This is a genomic window from Vibrio furnissii CIP 102972, from assembly GCF_000176175.1.
GTDB classification, from domain to species: domain Bacteria; phylum Pseudomonadota; class Gammaproteobacteria; order Enterobacterales; family Vibrionaceae; genus Vibrio; species Vibrio furnissii.
In genome coordinates, this window is the sequence record NZ_ACZP01000014.1 from 499,506 (window position 1) to 518,875 (window position 19,370).

Sequence of the window (19,370 nt, forward strand, 5' to 3'; positions counted from 1 at the left end):
TCAAGTCAACTTAGGCTTGAGTTTCTTCTTCTGATTCACTAACAAGATTGAGTTCTGCCAGCAGTTTCTCGCGTGACTCTTCCGAGTTCAGCAGATCTTGCAGGCGCTCACGGAACGCAGGAATATTACCCAGCGGGCCTTTCAGCGCGACGAGCGCCTCGCGTAACTCAATCAATTTTTTTAATTCAGGAACTTGTGAAGCGACAGAATCTGGGGAGAAATCCGCAAGGGATTTGAAGTTCAGCTCAACCGGTAAATCGGCAGTCTCATCTTCACCCAGTTTGTTCTTCACGGTGGTGGTCAGTTTCAGATTGCTTTCACGCATCACCGCTTCAAAGTTGTTCTTATCCACAGAAACGGTTGAGCGCTCTTCAACTGGCGTCTCTTCTGAATGACCTTTGAAATCACCAACCACTAAGGTTTTCAATGGCAATTCCACTTCAGCCTGTGTATCCCCAGTCGCAGGAATATACTTAATATTAATGCGCTCTTTCGGAGCTACACTTCCTTCTTTAGACATATAACGTCTCCAAATACCTATGCCAGTCGTTGTCGTTGAAATAGCTGCGTCAATATCTGAATTTGCTTTAACTATCAGAAATATCGACACATTAGAAATATCTAAATTTTCTTATTTTAATTTGAGTAAATATAACTTCTTGATAGCAGGCAATTGAAGCATCGCTGGATGACAGCCACACAATCGCCCGAAAAGAATGCAAGTTAAATTCACATTTAAACTTTTTATTTATAAAATGATAAATAAAGAGATTAGCCACTCTCTTTATTTTAATTATTATGAAGCGGGCACATTCTATTCATTTAATATGCGTTTGTTGTACAAAAAAACGCAAAAACATGATCTTCACCCAAAAAATACTTACTTCTCTCACACGTATTATCGGTAGCTAATATTAAGTAATTCTAAATATCCCAAAAAAGATCATGGTTATAAAAATCCACACTATTTTTCAGGGAAGATTCAATTTTATCTGCCGCTTTTTCTTGCTCAGCATTAATACGTGGTGTGATTTGTTGATAGCTCTCAGCCACCGTCGAATAAAGGGTTTCGAGGCGATCCGTTCCAGCCATTTCCATGTACAAATCCAAGTAAGCCTTCGCCAAAACCAAGTCGGTTTCGATGAAGGGATACCCTTCACTTTGGCCGCTATAGATAAAGCCCAGCGCAGCGAGCGACGTCAGATCGCCGGCTTGTAACGCCTTTCTGCGCCAATCAAACGCTTCTTTGTAGCGCCCTTTGTCTTCGAGCAAATTAATGTAAGCACGAATCGCAGGCACATAGCCGGTTTCGGCTGCGGCCAAATACGTTTTACGCACAACCGTTTCACGCTCACCCGGCATCACATAGGTTCCCGCACCCCGCTCGATACGCCGCGCCTGTTCCATTAACGCGCGGGGATGACGAAAGGCAGCCGCCTTGGTGAGATAATATTCTGACAGTGCTTTATCGCGTGCGTGATAATACTGAGCCAGCTCGAACAAGGCTTGTGCCGGCGCAGTTCGCCCTAAGCGAATCAAGGCATCATGATACTGCTGCTGCCAATCAAGGCGATCTTTTTTACTCAACCACTGCCCATTCAAATAGAGGTGCTGCATCGCATGGCGATTACCGCCTTGCGCAGCTTGAAGCAAGTAATCACGGGCTTCTTGCGGCGTACGGATCGTGGTTTTGTAGTTCGATAACTCCATCGCATAAAGGTAAGCCGCATCGGCATTTCCGCTGTCGGCGGCATGTTTGAGAAACGGTCTTGATTCGACATTTTTGAATTGGGCACGCAACAAACGGCCATTTTCAAACGCCTGTTGCGCCGTTAATGCGGATGCATCGTACGCTTCACCAAAGGCGGTAAAGCTCGTGACGCCAAGGGTGAGTGCCAGCGAGACAAGGCAGGACTTAACCAATGTTGACACTGCTACCACCTTGCAACACGCCACCACAGTCAACTGCATCACCCGCTCTTGCGGCTGGTTTGCCATCAATCATGACACTTGAAGAGCCCGCGGCAATACTGCGCGGATGAGAAGGATTTTTAGGTTTATCATGCGGAGCCAGCGGATCGCCTTGACGGGCCGCGGGAATCCCATCGATTTTAACCGAGCCCGAACCTGCGGTGACCGGCGTCGGTGGGAATCCATCATGCGCTGTCCCTATATGCCCAACAACAATACCATTTCCCATAACAAACTCTTCTCTGAAATATAATTAAACACGCCTGATATGAGAAATAGCAAAATACATACCTGTTTTAAGCCCAGTCACTGGTTAAACCAGCATAAAATCAGGCAACTATTTGCCCAGAGCAAGCAACTTATTACCTTAAACCACGCGAAAATTTGCTCACATCGCAACAAATGTCAGAGCAATGACATTTAATAAAGTAAAAACTCTAATTTATGAATACAATCAACACATCTATCACTTAATCATCGTTTTATGGGAACAAATGTCACTGGATTGAATTTATATCGTGATTAATAACTTCTTATTTCTGAGAATAAACATTAAATATTATTTTTAGAAAATAATATGACTGCGTTTTTATTGAATTCATTCAGTTGAATATAAATTTCTTTTATTATCTTCTTAATCTATATCTAAATATTATTGGCGCTCATCTTTGGATGAATCCATAACTACCATTGTTGTAATCGATTGCACATATTGACACTCACCTAATACATCTTCATGAAAACGTTTGTACGCCGCGAGGTCTTGCGTTTCGACGCGCAACAAATATTCGTTCATGCCGGTGATGTTGTGACATTCCACCACTTCATTCGCAAAGCGCACATGCTCCTCGAAGCTGCGTTGTGACTTTTTCGTGTGGTTATTGAGCCCAATCGAGACATAGGCGACAAATCCAACATTGAGTTGTGGCTTGTCTAACACCGCACGATATCCTTTGATCACCTTTCGGCGTTCAAGTTCCTGCACTCGGCGCAACGTGGCTGAGGGCGACAAACCGACTCGCTCTGCCAACTCAACGTTTGAGACTCGTCCATCCAATTGCAGCTCACGCAATATTCTTTCGTCAAACTTATCCATAACCACCATTCATTGCTAATAAACTCATTCAAACACAAATATAAACATAAAATTGCGCCTCATGGCCATTACTATCTTTGCATGTTTAATGAGGAATGAGTAACCGCAAATGGATTACAGTCAATGGGGGCCTTTGGTGGCTTTCGCTTTTGTTTCAACCTTTACCCCTGGGCCCAATAACATCATGTTGATGACATCCGGGGCCAACGTGGGATTTTGGCGCACGTTGCCCCATATGTTGGGCGTGACGTTTGGGTTTAGCGCGATGGTGCTGCTGGTCGGTGTTGGATTGACGGGCTTGTTTCAAACCTCACCTTTGTTGCAACAGATCCTGCATGTCGTGTGTCTGGCCTATCTGGTTTATCTGGCGATTCAGATCGCACTCAGCAAGCCAGCCAATCCAGAACATCAATACAAGCCGATGTCGTTTTTGGCCGCAGCGATGTTCCAATGGGTCAATCCAAAAGGTTGGTCGATGGCACTCACGGCGGTCAGCGTTTACAACCAAAGCGCAAGCTGGCTGCAATTACTGCTCATCGCGTTGGTCTTTGCGATCGTGAATATTCCATCCGTGAGCATTTGGACGGCGGCGGGTAAGCAGTTGAGTCACTGGATGACCCACCCCAAGTATGTTCGTTGGTTTAACGGCGCCATGGGCGGCTTATTGCTGCTCTCCACCGTCCCGATGATAGGATAAGACGAGGTCAGAACTCTTGATTCATCTGAGTCAGCATCTCCACTAACGCCTGATGTTGCGGCTCGGAGAAATGACGGGTGAGCTCTTGCGTGAGCGCAAGGTGCAGTGCGTTGTGCTCACGATAAACATTGTGGCCTTGCGCCGTTAAGTCGACCACAATCGAACGTCGGTCTCCTTCCAGAGACTGACGTTCAATCAACCCGGCCTGAACGAGCTTTTCGACCTGTACGGTGAGTGTACCCGTGGTAATACTCAGGCGGTTGGCTAACTCTTTCATGCGCATGGCACCATGACTGCCCAACACTTCCAGCGTGTGGATCTGCGCCAGCGAATAGCCGGTTTCTTTCACCACCGACAGTTCCCACGACGACATTTTGTCGTAAAACTCGGTGATCAGGTTGTTGAGTTCAGTCAGATGTTGCATGTGTTTGCCTTTACTTCGAATTCACCTCAAGTGTGAGGTGGTGCAGTTTATCAAACTCGGCCAGTTGCTGTCTAAAGTACGCCGCATCTTTGTTCGCCTCACTGTTCAAGCGGATTGTCGCCGCATAGTGACTCGAACTCACTTTCCACATGTGAATGTCCATCACCTCGCCGCCGCTTTGTGCCAGCTTGGTCAACAGCTTTTGCTCATAATTCCGTTCAATGTGCGCATCTAGCAAAATCGGGGCGGTCTGTTTCATCAATCCCACCGCCCATTTGGTGATCACCAACGCGCCAACGATCCCCATGATGGGATCCAACCACACCCAACCGAGGTACTTGCCCACAATCAACGCCGCAATGGCGAGCAGCGAAGTCAACGCATCGGCCAGCACATGCATGTATGCCGCGGTCAGGTTGTGATCATGAGCGTGCTCATGGTCATGGTCATGGTCATGGTCGTGATGGTCGTGATGGTCGTGATGGTCGTGATGGTCGTGCAATAAGAACATACTGGCGACATTGACAAGCAAGCCAATCACCGCCACGACGATCGCTTCATTAAACTGAATCGACAACGGATTGAACAGGCGATGCAGCGATTCACCGAACATAAACAACGCCACCAGCCCCAAACCAATGGCGCTGGTGTAGCCCCCCAAGACGCCCACTTTCCCCGTCCCAAACGTGTACTGACGTGAGTCCTGATGTTTGCGGGCATAGCGAAACGTAAACAGCGTAATGCAGAATGCTGCCGCGTGGGTGCCCATGTGCCAACCGTCTGCCAACAGCGCCATCGAACCATAAATCGACCCAGCACTGATTTCAGCCGCCATCGTGATTAATGTTAACAACAGCACGTACAACGTGCGTTTTTCCCCTTTTTCATTGGCATAAGAAAAGGTGTGAGTGTGAGGACAATGAGGTGTTTGCATGATAGATACTTTGATAATCAAATTTTCAAAATAGTAATTAGTTTGACTATCAAAGTAAAACACATTTGTTCCATTTTGTTTTTTCGCCTTAAATGGAGTGAAGATCATTCATCCAAACCCCCAAGGATTCCCTGTGCATCCAGCCCTGCTCACTGTCATCACCATGATGGCCTTTGCGGCCAACTCCATTCTGTGTCGACTGGCATTACAAACACACGCCATTGACGCCGGATCGTTCACGGCGCTGCGCTTGATCTCGGGAGGAATCACATTAGTCGTCTTGCACGCCATGGTCGTGCGCCGCGAACATCGTCGCTATTCGCTGCCGTTCGCCCTCAAAGCCGGCGCATCACTATTTATCTACGCGCTCTGTTTTTCCATCGCTTATCTGACCTTATCCGCCGGAACTGGCGCGCTGCTGCTTTTCGGCACGGTACAACTCTCACTGCTCGCTGCGCACTGTTGGCAAGGCAATAAGATTCGCACGTTGGAATGGCTGGGGCTGGCGATCTCTATCGCCGGCTTTATCTATTTGATGCTGCCCAGCGCTGAACAACCCGGTTGGATATCCGCACTGCTGATGATCATCGCTGGCCTTGCATGGGCGGTGTTCAGCCTACTTGGGCGCAACAGCGGCAATCCAACCCACGCGATCGCTCAAGGGTTTTGGGCAGCAAGTCTGCTGTGTCTACTCGTGTCTCCCTGGATGATTCATCTGGACACCCTCTCAACACGCGGCGTGGTGCTTGCGCTGTTGTCGGGCAGTCTGGCATCCGCCGCGGGTTATATTCTCTGGTATCGGGTCATCAGCCGCTTAACCATGCTGCAAGCCTCCGTTGCACAGTTATCGGTGCCCGCCATCGCTTTGATCGGGGGCAGCCTGCTATTGAACGAGCCGATGACACTGCGCTTGATACTGGTGAGCCTGATGATCCTCGGCGGCATCTTGTTGGTGTTTGTCGCCCGCAAGCCTGAATAAGCCTCGGTGATTCTGCGCTGGCTTTTCTAGGTCAGCTCAGTACAATTCAGCCCGTCTACTCCACTCGATTGTTTTGCTATGTCACACACCAACCGCTGCTTCACGCCTTTTCAGGCCGACGTTTCTGCCATCGCTTTGCCGGATCGTTTTACCTTTCCGTTTTGTTACGAGCCGCATCCTTTGTGTGTGATTGCCGCCGAGGAGCTACAGCACCACATCAGCACTCAACAAGCATGGTCGCACCCTTTTGGTCTCGACGGTGATGAAACCGGAGCGCACGGCAAAATGTTTGGCGTCTTGGTGGTCAAAACCCCAACGGGAGCACTCGGTTATCTCTCGGCGTTTTCTGGCCAGTTGGCCGAGCAAAATCACTTGCCGGGCTTTGTGCCGCCCGTGTTTGATCGCTTTGCTGACGACGCGTTCTTTCGCACCGAAGCCAACCAGATTGCGGCCATCAATCAGCAAGTACGCGTGCTGAAACAGAACACACAAGCCGATGAACTGCGCAGCCGCCTTGCCGAGAGTCAACAGCAAGCGGACGCTGAAATAGAAGCGCTGCGTCTGCGCATGATAGATACGCGCGCTGAACGTAAACAGTTGCGTGCAGATGCCGACGCCCATTCGAACGACTCAGCCCCCTTGCTGGAACGTTTGGCCAAAGAGAGCGTGGCGGAGAAAAACCAGCTCAAGCAATTAAAGCTGCAGTGGGAACAACGCATTCGCACCTTACAGGATGACTTAACAGCGCAAAACGCCGAGCTGCACGCCTTGCAAGAGCAGCGCAAGCAGCTCTCGGCAGCACTGCAGAAAAAGCTGTTTGGCCAATATCGTTTCTTAAACCAGCGCGGTGAGGTGCAATCGTTGAATGATATTTTTTCGCTGGCCGTGAATCCAATTCCCCCCGCGGGTTCTGGCGAATGTGCAGCGCCGAAGCTACTGCAATATGCGTTTACGCATCAACTGACCCCAATTGCGATGGCGGAATTCTGGTGGGGACGCTCTCCCAAATCAGAGATTCGCCAACACAAGAAATTCTATCCGGCCTGCCAAAATAAGTGTCATCCGATCCTCGGTCACATGCTGAGTGGCATGGCGCTGGATGACAATCCGCTGCTGAACAATCCCGCCGAAGGTCAAGAGATCGAGATTGTGTATCAGGATGAAGCGATTGTGGTGATCAACAAACCGGCGGAGTTTCTTTCGGTGCCCGGCGTGAACATCAAAGACTCAGCACTGACGCGATTGGAGCAGCAGTTTCCCGAGGTGGAAGGCCCGTTTGTGCTGCATCGTTTGGATATGTCGACTTCGGGGTTACTGGTCTTCGCACTCACACGTCGCGCCAATAAAAGCCTGCAGAAACAGTTTATTACTCGCGGTGTCGAGAAGCGTTATGTCGCGCTGCTGAGTGGTGAAATCGCTCATGGTGAAGGCTGTATTACCCTGCCGCTGCGTCCAGACTTAGACGATCGTCCGCGTCAAATGGTCTGTTTTGAGCACGGCAAAGCCGCCGAAACTTACTGGCAGACGATCGGCACCGAACAAGGACGCACGCGCGTCTACCTCTTTCCCAAAACCGGTCGCACCCATCAGCTGCGCGTGCATTGCGCGCATGCGCAAGGCTTCAATACGCCGATTTTGGGCGACGATCTGTACGGCGAGAAAGCCAATCGCCTGCACCTGCATGCAGAAAGCCTCAGTTTTGATCACCCCTACACCAAGCAGCGTATGACATTTCAGGTCGATCCCGATTTCTGATCTCAGCGCGAGCATCGCCGTTCGTGACGTGATCGCCCGTTTTTGCGCGCGGCTATTCCGCCACTGACACGACGCGCATCCTCATGCCAACAACCAACACTAGACGACTGGTCTAATTATCACTATATTTCACCTCATGAACGCAAAAACACACGATACACGACAACATATTCTAGAAGTCGGTTACCAACTGGTGGTAAACCGAGGCTTTACCTGTGTCGGCTTGTCGGAGCTGCTGAAAAGCGCCGATGTGCCTAAGGGGTCGTTTTATCATTACTTCAAGTCCAAAGAGCAGTTTGGCGAGGCATTGATTGAGGCCTACTTTGCCCATTACCTCGACAAACTCGACGCCCTGTTCAACGGTAATGGCGGGACTCACTATCAGAAATTGATGCGGTACTGGCATTTCTGGACAGAGCAAAACAGCTGTAATTGCTCCGCCGGAAAATGTCTGGTGGTCAAATTGGCAGGAGAAGTCGCCGATCTGTCTGAACCGATGCGTCTGGCCCTGCTCAAAGGCACCAATGCCATCACGGCCCGCGTGGCCGAATGTATTGAGCAAGGGATCCAAACGGGTGAATTGCACGTACAAAACAGCCAGCTCACGTCCGAGTTACTCTACAATCTATGGATTGGGGCGAGCTTGCTGAACAAAATTCGCCAAGATGACGTCAGTCTACAGCAGGCGTTACTGGCCACCGAGCAATTGCTGAAAGGCAATCCGCTCAACGGATAAACACCATTCACGACCGCTATCTCGATAGCGGATTTTTTGCCACGAATACTAGACGACTGGTCTAATTGAAACACAAAAGGAAACCAGAAATGACTGAACTGATGAACCAACGCATCGTGCTTGCTTCACGTCCGGTTGGCGCCCCAACAAAGCAGGACTTCCGCTTGGAAACCGTCACACAGCCGCAGCCGGGTGAGGGCGAAGTATTGCTGCGCACCATTTATCTGTCACTGGATCCGTATATGCGCGGCCGCATGAGCGATGCCAAGTCTTACGCCGATCCCGTCGCGCTCAATGCCGTGATGGTTGGCGGCACCGTGTGTCAGATCGAAGTGTCCCATCACCCTGATTTTGCCGTGGGCGAATGGGTATTGGCCTACACCGGCTGGCAACGCTACGCCATTTCCAACGGCGACGGCCTGTTAAAACTGGGCACTCAACCGACGCACCCTTCGTTTGCGCTTGGCATCATGGGCATGCCCGGCTTTACCGCCTACATGGGGCTACTGGATATTGGCCAACCCAAAGCGGGAGAAACCATTGTGGTCGCGGCCGCCACAGGGCCGGTCGGCGCGACCGTGGGTCAAATTGGCAAAATCAAAGGTTGCCGCGTGGTTGGCGTGGCGGGCGGCGAAGACAAATGTCGCCATGCGGTTGACGTGCTGGGCTTTGATGCCTGTATTGACCACAAAGCCGATGATTTCGCAGAGCAGTTGGCACAAGCTTGTCCGCAAGGCATTGATGTCTACTTTGAAAACGTGGGTGGCAAAGTGTTTGATGCGGTCATGCCACTGCTCAACACCAAAGCACGTATTCCGTTGTGCGGCTTGGTGTCTCAATACAACGCTACTGCGCTGCCGGAAGGCCCCGATCGCCTGTCGAGCCTCATGGGCATGCTGCTGGTCAAACGCATCAAAATGCAGGGCTTTATTATTTTCGATGACTACGGCCATCGTTACAACGAGTTTGCCCAAGACATGAGCCAATGGTTGGCTGAGGGCAAAATGCAATACCGCGAGCAGATCGTACAAGGACTGGCGCAAGCGCCAACCGCGTTCATGGGGCTGCTGGAAGGAAAGAACTTCGGCAAGCTGGTGATCGAAGTCAACACACCGCTGTCATAAGGAGCCCACAATGATCACATTACACCACCTGAACCAATCACGTTCCAAGCGCATCATCTGGTTGCTAGAAGAGCTGGGCGTCGACTATCAAGTTGTTCCCTATCAACGCGATGCCTTGACCTTTCTGGCACCACCAGAGCTCAAAGCGGTTCACCCGCTGGGCAAATCGCCGGTGATTGAAATCGACGGACGCGTGATCGCCGAATCAGGCGCGATCACGGAATACCTGATTGAACGCTTTGCCGCGGAACGTCTGGCTCCCGCACGGGACAGCGCCGAGTACATCGACTACCTGCAATGGCTGCATTTTGCCGAAAGCTCAGGCATTCTGCCGCTGCTGCTCAAACTGTTCTTAGCCAAAGACGGTGCCAAAACGCAGTTTTTAGAAGGCTATGCCAACAGTGAAGCGGCAAAAGTCTTGGGCTATGTGAATGCGCAGCTCGAAGGCAAACGCTACTTGGTGGCCGACAAACTGACCGGCGCAGACATCATGATGTCGTTTATTGCCGAAGGTGTACACGCCAGCGGCATGTTGGATCATTTCCCTCACATCAAAACCTATTGGGCAGGCTTGGCAACGCTACCGGGCTATCAAAAAGCCAATCATACGGAAGCGTCGCTCAGCGTTTGATGATGAAACCAGCACGATGAAAAAAGCCTGCCAATCGGCAGGCTTTTGATACTTGAACTTACGCCACTTCGGGCACCGGTTTGGGCAGCGCATCGGCTTCCGGCTCTTTCTGAACCGGCGGCACTTGCCCCTCTTCCACCGCTTGTTGGTAACACCCACTGAGTTTGATCGCCAAATACATATCAGCACGTAGCACCAACCCGCCGTCGCCGACCGGCACACCGCTCAACTCACACCATTGACGCATACTGCGCTTACGTCCGGCCAGAATTAAACGAATACCGCGTTTTTTCAGGATGTTCTGCACATCCGCCAACATCGCCATCACGCTCAAATCGAGGTGCGTAAAGCTCGCCACCGCATCAATCACCACACAGTCGACGCTGGAATCGCTGGTTTCCACCAATTCCAATAGACGACGCTTGAAGTACGGCGCATTGAAATACGTCAGCGGCGAGTTAAAACGATACAGCATCAAGCCAGGAATTGGCGTGGCTTTTCCGGTGCCATCCACGGTGCGAATCGTCCCGTCTTTATCCAGCCCCAAGCGTTGATCGCTCGGTCGCATCACCACGCGTAAGAACTGGAACAATCCGAGCAACACCGCCAGCGTGATACCGGGGATCACGCCGACAATCAGCACGGCAATAAAGGTCACCGACGCCAAATAAAACGCATCTTTATCGCGCTTTCTCAGCCCCCACAACCCTTTGAGATCCAGCAGCGAGGTCGAGGCAATGATCAACACCACACCCAATGCAGCCGTTGGAATGTACTGCAGCGGACGATAAAGGAAGATCGCCACCAATCCGATCACCACCGCCGCAATCACCGAGACCAACTGCGATTTACCGCCATTGGCGTCATTCACCGCGGTGCGGGAATCAGCACCACTGATAGCAAAGCCTTGTGAAAATGCCGACGCTAAGTTGGCAATCCCGAGCGCTCGAAACTCTTTATCCGCATCGATATCGTAGCCATTTTTGGCCGCAAAACTGCGCGCGGTCAGCATCATACTGACAAAGCTCACCATCGCTAAGTTGAGTGCAGGAACCACCAATTCACGGCTGATCCCGATGTCAAACGTCGGGGTTTGAAACGCCGGTAAGCCGCCCTGAATCAAGCCAACCACGTTCACGCCTTGGCTATCCAATTGGGTCGCCCACACCAAGATGCCTGCCGAGATGATCGCCAGCATCGCCGCCGGCCACGATGGGCGAAAACGCTTGGCGGCAAAATAGACCGCCACCGTCAGCACACTGACCACCACGGTTTGCCAATGCACGTCAAACAAGCGCTGCGGTGCTTCCGCCAAACGTTCCAACAAGTAGCTCTGCTCGTACTTCACGCCGAACACTTTACTCAACTGACCCACGATGATGGTCAACGCCACCCCGTTGAGCAGCCCCATCAGGATCGGACGCGAAAGAAAATCGGCCAAAATACCGAGACGGAACTTACTGGCGAGAATACACCAGATCCCCATCATCGCAGTCATGGTCATGACCAGTTGCCAATGCTTGGTTGGGTCGCCCGCGGCCAACGGTGCCACCACCGCCGCAACCACCGCACAGGTCGCGGCATCGGGGCCGACAATCAACTGGCGCGAGGTACCAAACAGCGCGTACACCAGCATCGGTGCCACACACGAATACAACCCGACAATCGCCGATACCCCGGTTAATTGCGCATACGCAATCGCCACGGGCAGGGCCACAGCCACCACAGAAAATGCCGCTCGCACGTCATCGACCAGCCAAGCGCGCTCATAGTGTTTAAACTGATACAATCCCGGCATCCACTGCCGAATCCACGCCGATTTCAACTTCACTTCACCTCTAACTCATGTTTTGCGCCTGCAAAACGACTCACTTAAGCATAACTCAAGAACCGCAAACTCTCGCTGCTAATTTGCTGATTTTACAAAGGATTGATTTTCGCTCAGCGAATGAGCACAGTCGTGCATTTTTACCATGTTGGCCACGTGAGAAAAGTGACGTCAAACAAGAAAAAAGTCGCCGCACCCCTGCGCTTTGTGTGACAATGATCCGCTAATTCGCCCCTCAACGATATGAACCCCATGAACTTCCAAGCTGCTATTTTCGACATGGATGGGCTGCTGCTCGACACCGAGCGCGTCTGTATAGAAATTTTTGAACAAGCCTGCCAAGCGGTCGGCGTTCCGTTTTTACGTGATTTGTATTTGTCGGTGATTGGTCGCAATGCCGCCGGGATTGAAGCCACGCTGCGCGCGGGATACGGGCCGGATCTCGATTACATGCAACTGCACAATGAGTGGCGCACTCGCTATAACGCCGTGGTGAAACATCAAGCGATTCCTGTCAAACAAGGCGTGATTGAATTGCTGGAATGGCTCAAAGCAGAGCACATTCCAACCGCTGTAGCGACCTCAACTCAGCGGGATGTGGCGAGCATTAAGCTGCGCCTTTCGGGGCTGGATCGCTATTTCGATGCCGTGGCGACCGGTTGCGAAGTCAGCCAAGGCAAACCGCACCCAGAAATCTATTTGCTGGCGGCCAGTCGCCTCGACGTTGCACCAGCGCAGTGTCTGGCGTTTGAAGATTCTAACAATGGCGTGCGCTCGGCAGTCGCCGCGAAGATGATTGCTTATCAAATTCCGGATTTGGTCATGCCCAGTGACGACGTGGTGGCTTTAGGTCATCGTATTCGCCCAACCCTCAGCGACGTGCTAGAGGAACTGAAAGCGAGTCGTTAACTTGCCTTGGCAATGTGTGGCGGCGCTCAGTCGCCACAACTGTCGATGGTGATCACCACCGAATCGGGTCGCCAATATTCAAATTCACAATCCATGATCGCCCCATCCTGTTTGTAATTCACTCGGCAAATTTTCAGCACCGGCTGTCCCGTGGCAACATTGAGCGCTTTCGCCACATGCGATGGCGCGGCGGTCGGAATGACGTCAAAACGCGAACGCTGAGTGCGGTAACCATATTTTTCCGCGTACAGACCTGTCAAAGACCCGTGCAGATTCTCCTGCAAAATGTTGGGAAACAGACGCGCAATCAGGCAGTTTTCGACAAACAACACCGCGCGCCCGTCGATATAGCGCAAGCGCTCGATAATATGAATCGGCGTAATGCGTTCGATCTGCATCGCTTTGGCATACTCGCGCGAGGCCATCACACTGCGCACATTGAGCACTTTGGTTTCCGCGATGCGGTCTTGCTCGCGCACCATCTGATGGAAATGCGAACGCGACAGCGGGTTGTAACGCACCCGTTCTGGCGACACAAACCAACCGCGGCGCTCTTCACGATAAATCAGCCCTTCGGTTTCGAGCGACACCAATGCGTCCTTGATGGTAATACGCGTCGTTTCGAACAGCTCACTCAATTCACGCTCCGACGGCAATTTTTGCCGATCGTTCATGATGCCGCCGCAAATCTGCTCGCGTAGGGTGGATTTTATTTTTCCCAGTTGGGTCGTCGCCTGTAGCTTCATCCTGATCTAGTCCAATACGGTCTCTCTTTTTTCAGACTAATCAACGCACATAACAAATTTATTACAGCTAACCCGCTGTTAATCAAAGACAACTGAAACATAACTGCCATAAAACTAACGAAAAAGCGTCATCTGGATGAACCCAAAACGTCACATTCGCTGCCTAGGATAAAAATCAAACTTACTGACCTAGTCCAGAAGGATGGAGACCATGAAAACGTTACTGACCAGTGCAACGCTGCTTGCGACCACGCTCGCAATGCCCGCTTTCGCCCAAGACGGCGATATTCAATCGCTGATCGACGCGGCCAAAAAAGAAGGCGCTGTTTACAGCGTCGGCATGCCGGGAAGTTGGGCAAACTGGAAAGACACTTGGAATGACTTGAACACCCATTACGGCCTGACTCATCAGGACACCGACATGAGTTCAGCGCAGGAAATTGCCAAGTTCGAAGCGGAAAAGAAAAACGCGACCGCCGATATCGGTGATGTCGGCTTTGCCTTTGCCCGCGTTGCGGTCAAAAAGGGCGTCACTCAGCCTTATAAACCGACCACGTGGAGCGACATTCCCAACTGGGCCAAAGACAAAGATGGCCACTGGGCACTTGCTTACACCGGCACAATTGCGTTTATCACCAACAACAATTTGGTCAAGCAAGCGCCAACCTCTTGGGCTGATCTGCTCAACGGCCAATACAAAGTGACCGTGGGTGATGTCGGTGTCGCGGCTCAGGCCAATAACGCGGTACTCGCGGCCGCATTTGCCAACGGCGGTGATGAAAGCAACCTGAAACCAGCGCTGGATTTCTTCTCGAAACTGGCGAAACAAGGCCGCCTGTCGTTTACCGACCCAAGCCTGGCTAATCTGGAAAAAGGCGAAGTGGAAGTCGCGATCATGTGGGACTTTAACGCGCTGAACTACCGCGACCAGATTGATCGCAGCCGCTTTACGGTCACCATTCCGCAAGACGGTTCGGTGATTTCGGGCTACACCACCCTCATCAATAAATACGCGAAGAATCCGAATGCGGCCAAGCTGGCGCGTGAGTACATCTTCAGTGACCAAGGCCAAATCAACCTAGCACAAGGTTACGCACGTCCGATTCGCAGCAACATTGAGCTGCCAGAATCAGTCAAAGCGAAACTGCTGGCCAACGATCAGTACCAGAATGTTCACCCGGTCACGGACTTCAATGCCTGGGAAAAATCCGCCCGTAAACTGCCGCGTCAGTGGCAAGAAAACGTCCTCATCCACCAGCAGTAAGAGGTGTTCATGAACAATAAGGTGATCCTTGTTGTGCTTGATGGACTCAATTATCAGGTAGCCCGTGATTGCATGGGCTACCTCAACGGTTTAATTGAGCAGCAAAGCGCCACACTTTACTCCCTACAATGTGAACTGCCGTCGATGTCACGCCCACTCTACGAGTGTTTGCTGACCGGGGTTCGTCCGGTTGACAGCGGCATCGTCAACAACCAGATTGTGCGTCTGTCGCATTTCGATTCGATTTTCAGCCTCGCCAAATCGCAAGGTAAAACCACCGCCGCGGCCGCGTATCACTGGGTCAGCGAGCTGTATAACCGCGCGCCTTTTGATGCCGTGCGTGACCGCTTTACCCATGATGCATCGCTCAACATTCAGCACGGCTGCTTTTACCACTGGGACCATTATCCCGATGAAGCGCTGTTTCTTGATGCCGAGCATCTGCGCCTGTCTCATCAGCCGGACTTTCTCTTGATTCATCCGATGAACATCGATGATGCCGGACACAAATTTGGCCTCGATTCACGTCAGTATCGCAACAGCGCCCGCCATGCCGACGTGATTCTCGCCAACTATCTACAAGGCTGGATTGATGATGGCTATCAGGTGATGGTGACCAGCGATCACGGCATGAACAACGACCTGTCACACGGCGGAATTCTGGCTGAAGAGCGTCAAGTGCCGCTGTTTGTCATCGGCGAACACTTTTCTCATCACGCCGAGGCCACCCTCGCGCAAACGGAGATTTGCGGCACGGTGTGTGAATTGCTGCGCCTTGAACACGATAAGCCCGTGGCCCAGCAGGTATTAGCATGATGAGCAGTCCCACCCTCTCTTCACGCGCTGCCAATCGCGGCGACACCGCTGCATCGCAGCCACGTCACGCCTGGCAGCGTTTTAAGCCGCTGGCGTGGCTGTTGCCATTCGCGCTGTTTTTCTATCTATTTCAACTGGCGCCGATGGTCTGGGTTGGCGTCAACAGCTTTCAGGTCGACGATGAATGGTCGCTGGACAATTACCGCGAAATCCTCGATTCCGGCTTTATTCAACAAGGTTTTGGCAACAGTTTGTGGCTCTCAGTCTGGTCCAGTCTGGTCGGGCTGGCGATTGCGGCGCTGTTGGTCAGTTCGCTGCGCCGCGTCAGTGGCCGCCTGCGCGATGCAGTGATCGCCTTTACCAACATGAGCAGTAACTTCGCGGGTGTCCCGCTGGCGTTTGCCTTCATCATCATTCTCGGCACCAACGGCGCACTGACGTTGCTGCTCAAACAGTACGGCCTGATTGACGATTTCAACCTGTACGGCAAATCCGGGCTGATGGCGATTTACATCTATTTTCAGATCCCGCTGGCGGTGTTACTCCTCTACCCGGCCTTTGATGCGTTGAGCGACGACTGGCAAGCCGCCGCCGCGCTGCTGGGCGCCAAAACCTGGCAATATTGGGTCAAAATCGCGCTGCCCGTGTTGTCTCCGGCACTGCTGGGCACGTTTATTATTCTCATCGCCAACGCCATGGGCGCTTACGCCAGCGTGTATGCACTCACTTCCGGCAACTACAACGTGATCACCGTGCGTATTGCCAGCCTGGTGTCCGGCGATCTGTTTTTGGAACCGAATCTTGCGGCCGCAATTTCAGTGGTGTTGATGGCGCTGCTGGCGTTCATCACGCTGATCAACCAATGGCTGATTGCAAGGAGTTACCATGCAAAACGCTAACCACAGCCTCTATCATAAAACCATGGTGTACGGCATCGTCGGCATTATGTTGGTGCCGATTATCGCCACGCTGGTGTACTCGCTCTCCTCACGTTGGGGCGCAACCATTCTGCCAGACGGCTTTACCCTCGACTGGTATCTCAAACTGCTCAGCGATGCGCGCTTTATCGCAGCGTTCGGACGTTCACTGTTGGTGTGCGTGGCCGCGTTAGCGCTCAGCACGCTGCTGATCCTGCCCGCGATTTTTGTGGTGTTTTACTACTTTCCGAAGCTGGATCGCGTGATGAACCTGCTGATCTTGTTACCGTTCGCCGTACCGCCCGTGGTCTCTTCAGTGGGCCTGTTGCAGCTCTACGCTGACAGCGCCGTGCCGATTGTCGGCACACCGTGGATTCTGATTGGCACCTACTTCACCATCGCGCTGCCGTTTATGTACCGTGCGCTGGCCAACAGTTTCTCGGCGATTCACCTGCGCGATTTGATGGACGCGGCGCACCTGCTCGGCGCGAGCACGACCCAAGCCTTTCTGCAAATCGTGTTACCCAATGTGCGTAAAGGCCTGATGGCGTCGCTGTTTCTGTCGTTTTCATTCCTGCTGGGTGAATTTGTGTTCGCCAATATTCTGGTCGGCACACGCTATGAAACGCTGCAAATTTATCTCTACAACATGCGCCAGACCAGCGGCCACTTCACGTCCGCGTTAGTGATGACTTACTTCCTGTTTATCTTTTTCTGTACTTGGCTAGCAAGCCGATTGGGAGCAAAACCATGAGTGACGTTTCTGTTCAGCAACTCACCAAACGCTTTGGCAACAACACCGTATTTGAGTCGATTCAGTTCGACATTCAACAAGGCGAATTCATTACCCTACTCGGCCCAAGTGGCTGTGGGAAATCGACCCTGCTGCGCAGCTTGGCCGGCCTCAATCCAGTCGACAGCGGCTCGATTTTCGTCGGCGGCGAAGAGATCACCCACGCCGCACCGCAAAAGCGCGGCATTGGCATGGTGTTCCAATCCTATGCGCTGTTTCCGAATATGACTGTGGCCGGCAACATCGGCTTTGGCCTCAAAATGCAAGGGCGCGATAAAGCCACCATGGCCCGTGAAGTTGCCCAAGTGATTGAGCTGGTGGCATTACAAGGCAAAGAAGAGTGCTATCCGCACCAGTTGTCCGGCGGCCAGCGTCAGCGCGTCGCCTTGGCGCGCGCGCTGGTGGTGAAACCGCGGATTTTATTGCTCGATGAACCCTTGTCGGCGCTGGATGCCAAGATCCGCAAACACCTGCGCCAGCAGATTCGTGACATTCAGAAAGAGCTCAACCTGACCACGATTTTCGTCACCCACGATCAGGAAGAAGCGATGACGATGTCGGATCGCATCTTTCTGATGCATCAGGGAAAAATTGTTCAGCAAGGCTCGCCGGAGTCGATTTATACGCAACCGGCGAACGAGTTTGTCGCCGGCTTTATGGGGCATTACAATCTGGTCAATGCCGCTCAGGCGAAAACGCTGTTGAATCTGGACACGCCGTGGAAAGTCGCGATTCGTCCCGAGTCGATTTATGTCGCCGAGCAAGGCCGTCACTATGGCGCGCATATCTCAGCGCCGCAGCGCGCGGTGATCAAAAGCCATCAGTTGCTGGGGAACGTGATTCGTTATCACGTGGCGGTGGATACGTGCGAACTGACGGTCGATACCCTGAACCGTTCATCCGAGCGTCTGTTGCCAAGCGGCAGTGCGCTGGAGCTACGTTTTAATCTGAATGAAATTCAACCTGTGAGTGCCTAAATGTCTCAACCTCTGTACGTCTTTGATATGGACGACACCTTAATTGACGGCGATTGCGCCATGATCTGGAACGAATTTCTGGTCGACCAAGGCATTGCCACCGACCCAGATTTTCTCGCGCAGGATCGCCACCTGATGTCGCTGTATGCACGCGGCGAAATGGACATGGAAGATTATCTCGATTACGTCATGCAGCCGCTGTTTGCGCTGCCAGTCGAACAAGTGCACGCGCTGGTCGAAGCGTGCGTCGACAGTCGCATTCTGCCGCGCCTGTTTCCTCAGGCCAAGGTGCTGATTGAGCAGCTAACAAATGATGGCATCCCGATGCTGATCATCTCCGCTTCCGTCAGTTTTCTGGTTGAAGCCGTGGCACGCAAAATTGGCATTGAGAATGCGTTGGGGATTGATATGGCGGTGCGTGATGGCCGTTACACCAGCGAGATTGTCGGCGTACCGAGTTATCGTGAAGGCAAAGTCACGCGCCTTGAAAACTGGCTACTGACTCATCCCGAGCTCGTGGGTAAACTGCATTTTTTCACCGATTCGATTAACGACCTGCCGCTGTGCCTACATGCAGATTTCGCTTATCTGGTGAACCCCTGTGAACGCCTCGCGCAGCATGCGCATCAGCCCCACTGGCAAGTGTTGCGCTGGGGTTAATGCCGCCACCTCAATGTTACGGCATCCGTGACATTGAGGTAAAAGCCGCCCATTTCTCTGTCATAAATCTCACCTATGCATCCGCTTGAGTGCTAAAGTGGAGAGCATTCCAC

The 19,370-nt window shown here is 52.2% G+C and carries 21 protein-coding genes; 13 read left to right on the forward strand and 8 right to left on the reverse strand.

Features of this window, described 5'->3' with window-relative positions:
- Positions 1–10: 10 nt before the first annotated feature.
- From tssB to VFA_RS12495, 4 genes are all read right to left on the reverse strand, one after another.
- Positions 11–520: a type VI secretion system contractile sheath small subunit gene (gene tssB / locus VFA_RS12480; RefSeq protein WP_004727195.1), complete on the reverse strand. Its 510-nt coding sequence runs from the start codon at positions 518–520 to the stop codon at positions 11–13.
- Between the two features lie 404 nt (positions 521–924).
- Positions 925–1,932, reverse strand: a complete 1,008-nt coding sequence (locus VFA_RS12485; RefSeq protein WP_004727196.1) for an SEL1-like repeat protein — start codon at positions 1,930–1,932, stop codon at positions 925–927.
- The gene (locus tag VFA_RS12490) at positions 1,916–2,200 is read right to left on the reverse strand and encodes a type VI secretion system PAAR protein (protein ID WP_004727197.1); all 285 of its coding nucleotides are present in this window, start codon (positions 2,198–2,200) and stop codon (positions 1,916–1,918) included. Before VFA_RS12490 ends, VFA_RS12485 begins: the two co-directional genes overlap by 17 nt.
- A 423-nt stretch (positions 2,201–2,623) precedes the next feature.
- On the reverse strand, positions 2,624–3,067 hold the full coding sequence (locus VFA_RS12495; RefSeq protein ID WP_004727198.1) for an Lrp/AsnC family transcriptional regulator: 444 nt from the start codon (positions 3,065–3,067) through the stop codon (positions 2,624–2,626).
- 109 nt (positions 3,068–3,176) lie between these two features.
- On the opposite strand from VFA_RS12495, the gene VFA_RS12500 reads away from it, so the two are divergent.
- A complete protein-coding gene (locus tag VFA_RS12500) occupies positions 3,177–3,764 on the forward strand; it encodes a LysE family translocator (RefSeq protein ID WP_004727199.1) in 588 nt (195 codons plus the stop codon).
- A gap of 7 nt (positions 3,765–3,771) precedes the next feature.
- On the opposite strand, the gene VFA_RS12505 is transcribed toward VFA_RS12500, so the two are convergent.
- Positions 3,772–4,188, reverse strand: a complete 417-nt coding sequence (locus VFA_RS12505; RefSeq protein ID WP_004727200.1) for a MarR family winged helix-turn-helix transcriptional regulator — start codon at positions 4,186–4,188, stop codon at positions 3,772–3,774.
- 10 nt (positions 4,189–4,198) lie between these two features.
- Complete coding sequence (gene dmeF / locus VFA_RS12510) at positions 4,199–5,122, reverse strand: CDF family Co(II)/Ni(II) efflux transporter DmeF (protein WP_004727201.1); 924 nt, start codon at positions 5,120–5,122, stop codon at positions 4,199–4,201.
- A 133-nt stretch (positions 5,123–5,255) separates the two neighbouring features.
- Here dmeF and VFA_RS12515 point away from each other — a divergent pair, with 133 nt between their 5' ends.
- From VFA_RS12515 to VFA_RS12535, 5 genes are all read left to right on the forward strand, one after another.
- On the forward strand, positions 5,256–6,101 hold the full coding sequence (locus VFA_RS12515; protein ID WP_004727202.1) for a DMT family transporter: 846 nt from the start codon (positions 5,256–5,258) through the stop codon (positions 6,099–6,101).
- Positions 6,102–6,179: 78 nt separating this feature from the next.
- On the forward strand, positions 6,180–7,856 hold the full coding sequence (locus tag VFA_RS12520) for an RluA family pseudouridine synthase (protein ID WP_004727203.1): 1,677 nt from the start codon (positions 6,180–6,182) through the stop codon (positions 7,854–7,856).
- Positions 7,857–7,992: 136 nt separating this feature from the next.
- Positions 7,993–8,592 (forward strand): TetR/AcrR family transcriptional regulator, encoded by a 600-nt coding sequence (locus tag VFA_RS12525; RefSeq protein ID WP_004727204.1) that lies wholly within the window; start codon positions 7,993–7,995, stop codon positions 8,590–8,592.
- 89 nt (positions 8,593–8,681) lie between these two features.
- Positions 8,682–9,716 (forward strand): NADP-dependent oxidoreductase, encoded by a 1,035-nt coding sequence (locus tag VFA_RS12530; protein WP_004727205.1) that lies wholly within the window; start codon positions 8,682–8,684, stop codon positions 9,714–9,716.
- A gap of 10 nt (positions 9,717–9,726) precedes the next feature.
- Positions 9,727–10,347: a glutathione S-transferase family protein gene (locus tag VFA_RS12535; RefSeq protein WP_004727206.1), complete on the forward strand. Its 621-nt coding sequence runs from the start codon at positions 9,727–9,729 to the stop codon at positions 10,345–10,347.
- A 58-nt stretch (positions 10,348–10,405) separates the two neighbouring features.
- Here VFA_RS12535 and VFA_RS12540 read toward each other — a convergent pair whose 3' ends face one another.
- Positions 10,406–12,145, reverse strand: a complete 1,740-nt coding sequence (locus VFA_RS12540; RefSeq protein WP_004727207.1) for a SulP family inorganic anion transporter — start codon at positions 12,143–12,145, stop codon at positions 10,406–10,408.
- A 282-nt stretch (positions 12,146–12,427) separates the two neighbouring features.
- On the opposite strand from VFA_RS12540, the gene VFA_RS12545 reads away from it, so the two are divergent.
- The gene (locus VFA_RS12545; protein WP_004727208.1) at positions 12,428–13,084 is read left to right on the forward strand and encodes an HAD family hydrolase; all 657 of its coding nucleotides are present in this window, start codon (positions 12,428–12,430) and stop codon (positions 13,082–13,084) included.
- 26 nt (positions 13,085–13,110) lie between these two features.
- On the opposite strand, the gene VFA_RS12550 is transcribed toward VFA_RS12545, so the two are convergent.
- Complete coding sequence (locus VFA_RS12550; RefSeq protein WP_004727209.1) at positions 13,111–13,830, reverse strand: UTRA domain-containing protein; 720 nt, start codon at positions 13,828–13,830, stop codon at positions 13,111–13,113.
- A 211-nt stretch (positions 13,831–14,041) separates the two neighbouring features.
- Here VFA_RS12550 and VFA_RS12555 point away from each other — a divergent pair, with 211 nt between their 5' ends.
- The 6 genes from VFA_RS12555 to VFA_RS12580 are packed head-to-tail and all read left to right on the forward strand — an operon-like array spanning position 14,042 to position 19,257.
- Positions 14,042–15,094, forward strand: a complete 1,053-nt coding sequence (locus VFA_RS12555; protein ID WP_004727210.1) for an ABC transporter substrate-binding protein — start codon at positions 14,042–14,044, stop codon at positions 15,092–15,094.
- A gap of 9 nt (positions 15,095–15,103) precedes the next feature.
- Complete coding sequence (locus VFA_RS12560; RefSeq protein ID WP_004727211.1) at positions 15,104–15,910, forward strand: alkaline phosphatase family protein; 807 nt, start codon at positions 15,104–15,106, stop codon at positions 15,908–15,910.
- A complete protein-coding gene (locus tag VFA_RS12565) occupies positions 15,910–16,809 on the forward strand; it encodes an ABC transporter permease (protein WP_038152249.1) in 900 nt (299 codons plus the stop codon). The genes VFA_RS12560 and VFA_RS12565 overlap by 1 nt, the downstream gene beginning before the upstream one ends.
- Entirely contained in the window at positions 16,796–17,581 is a 786-nt protein-coding gene (locus VFA_RS12570; protein WP_004727213.1) for an ABC transporter permease, read from the forward strand. The genes VFA_RS12565 and VFA_RS12570 overlap by 14 nt, the downstream gene beginning before the upstream one ends.
- Positions 17,578–18,597: an ABC transporter ATP-binding protein gene (locus VFA_RS12575; protein ID WP_004727214.1), complete on the forward strand. Its 1,020-nt coding sequence runs from the start codon at positions 17,578–17,580 to the stop codon at positions 18,595–18,597. The genes VFA_RS12570 and VFA_RS12575 overlap by 4 nt, the downstream gene beginning before the upstream one ends.
- Positions 18,598–19,257, forward strand: a complete 660-nt coding sequence (locus VFA_RS12580; protein WP_004727215.1) for an HAD family hydrolase — start codon at positions 18,598–18,600, stop codon at positions 19,255–19,257.
- Positions 19,258–19,370 lie beyond the last annotated feature (113 nt).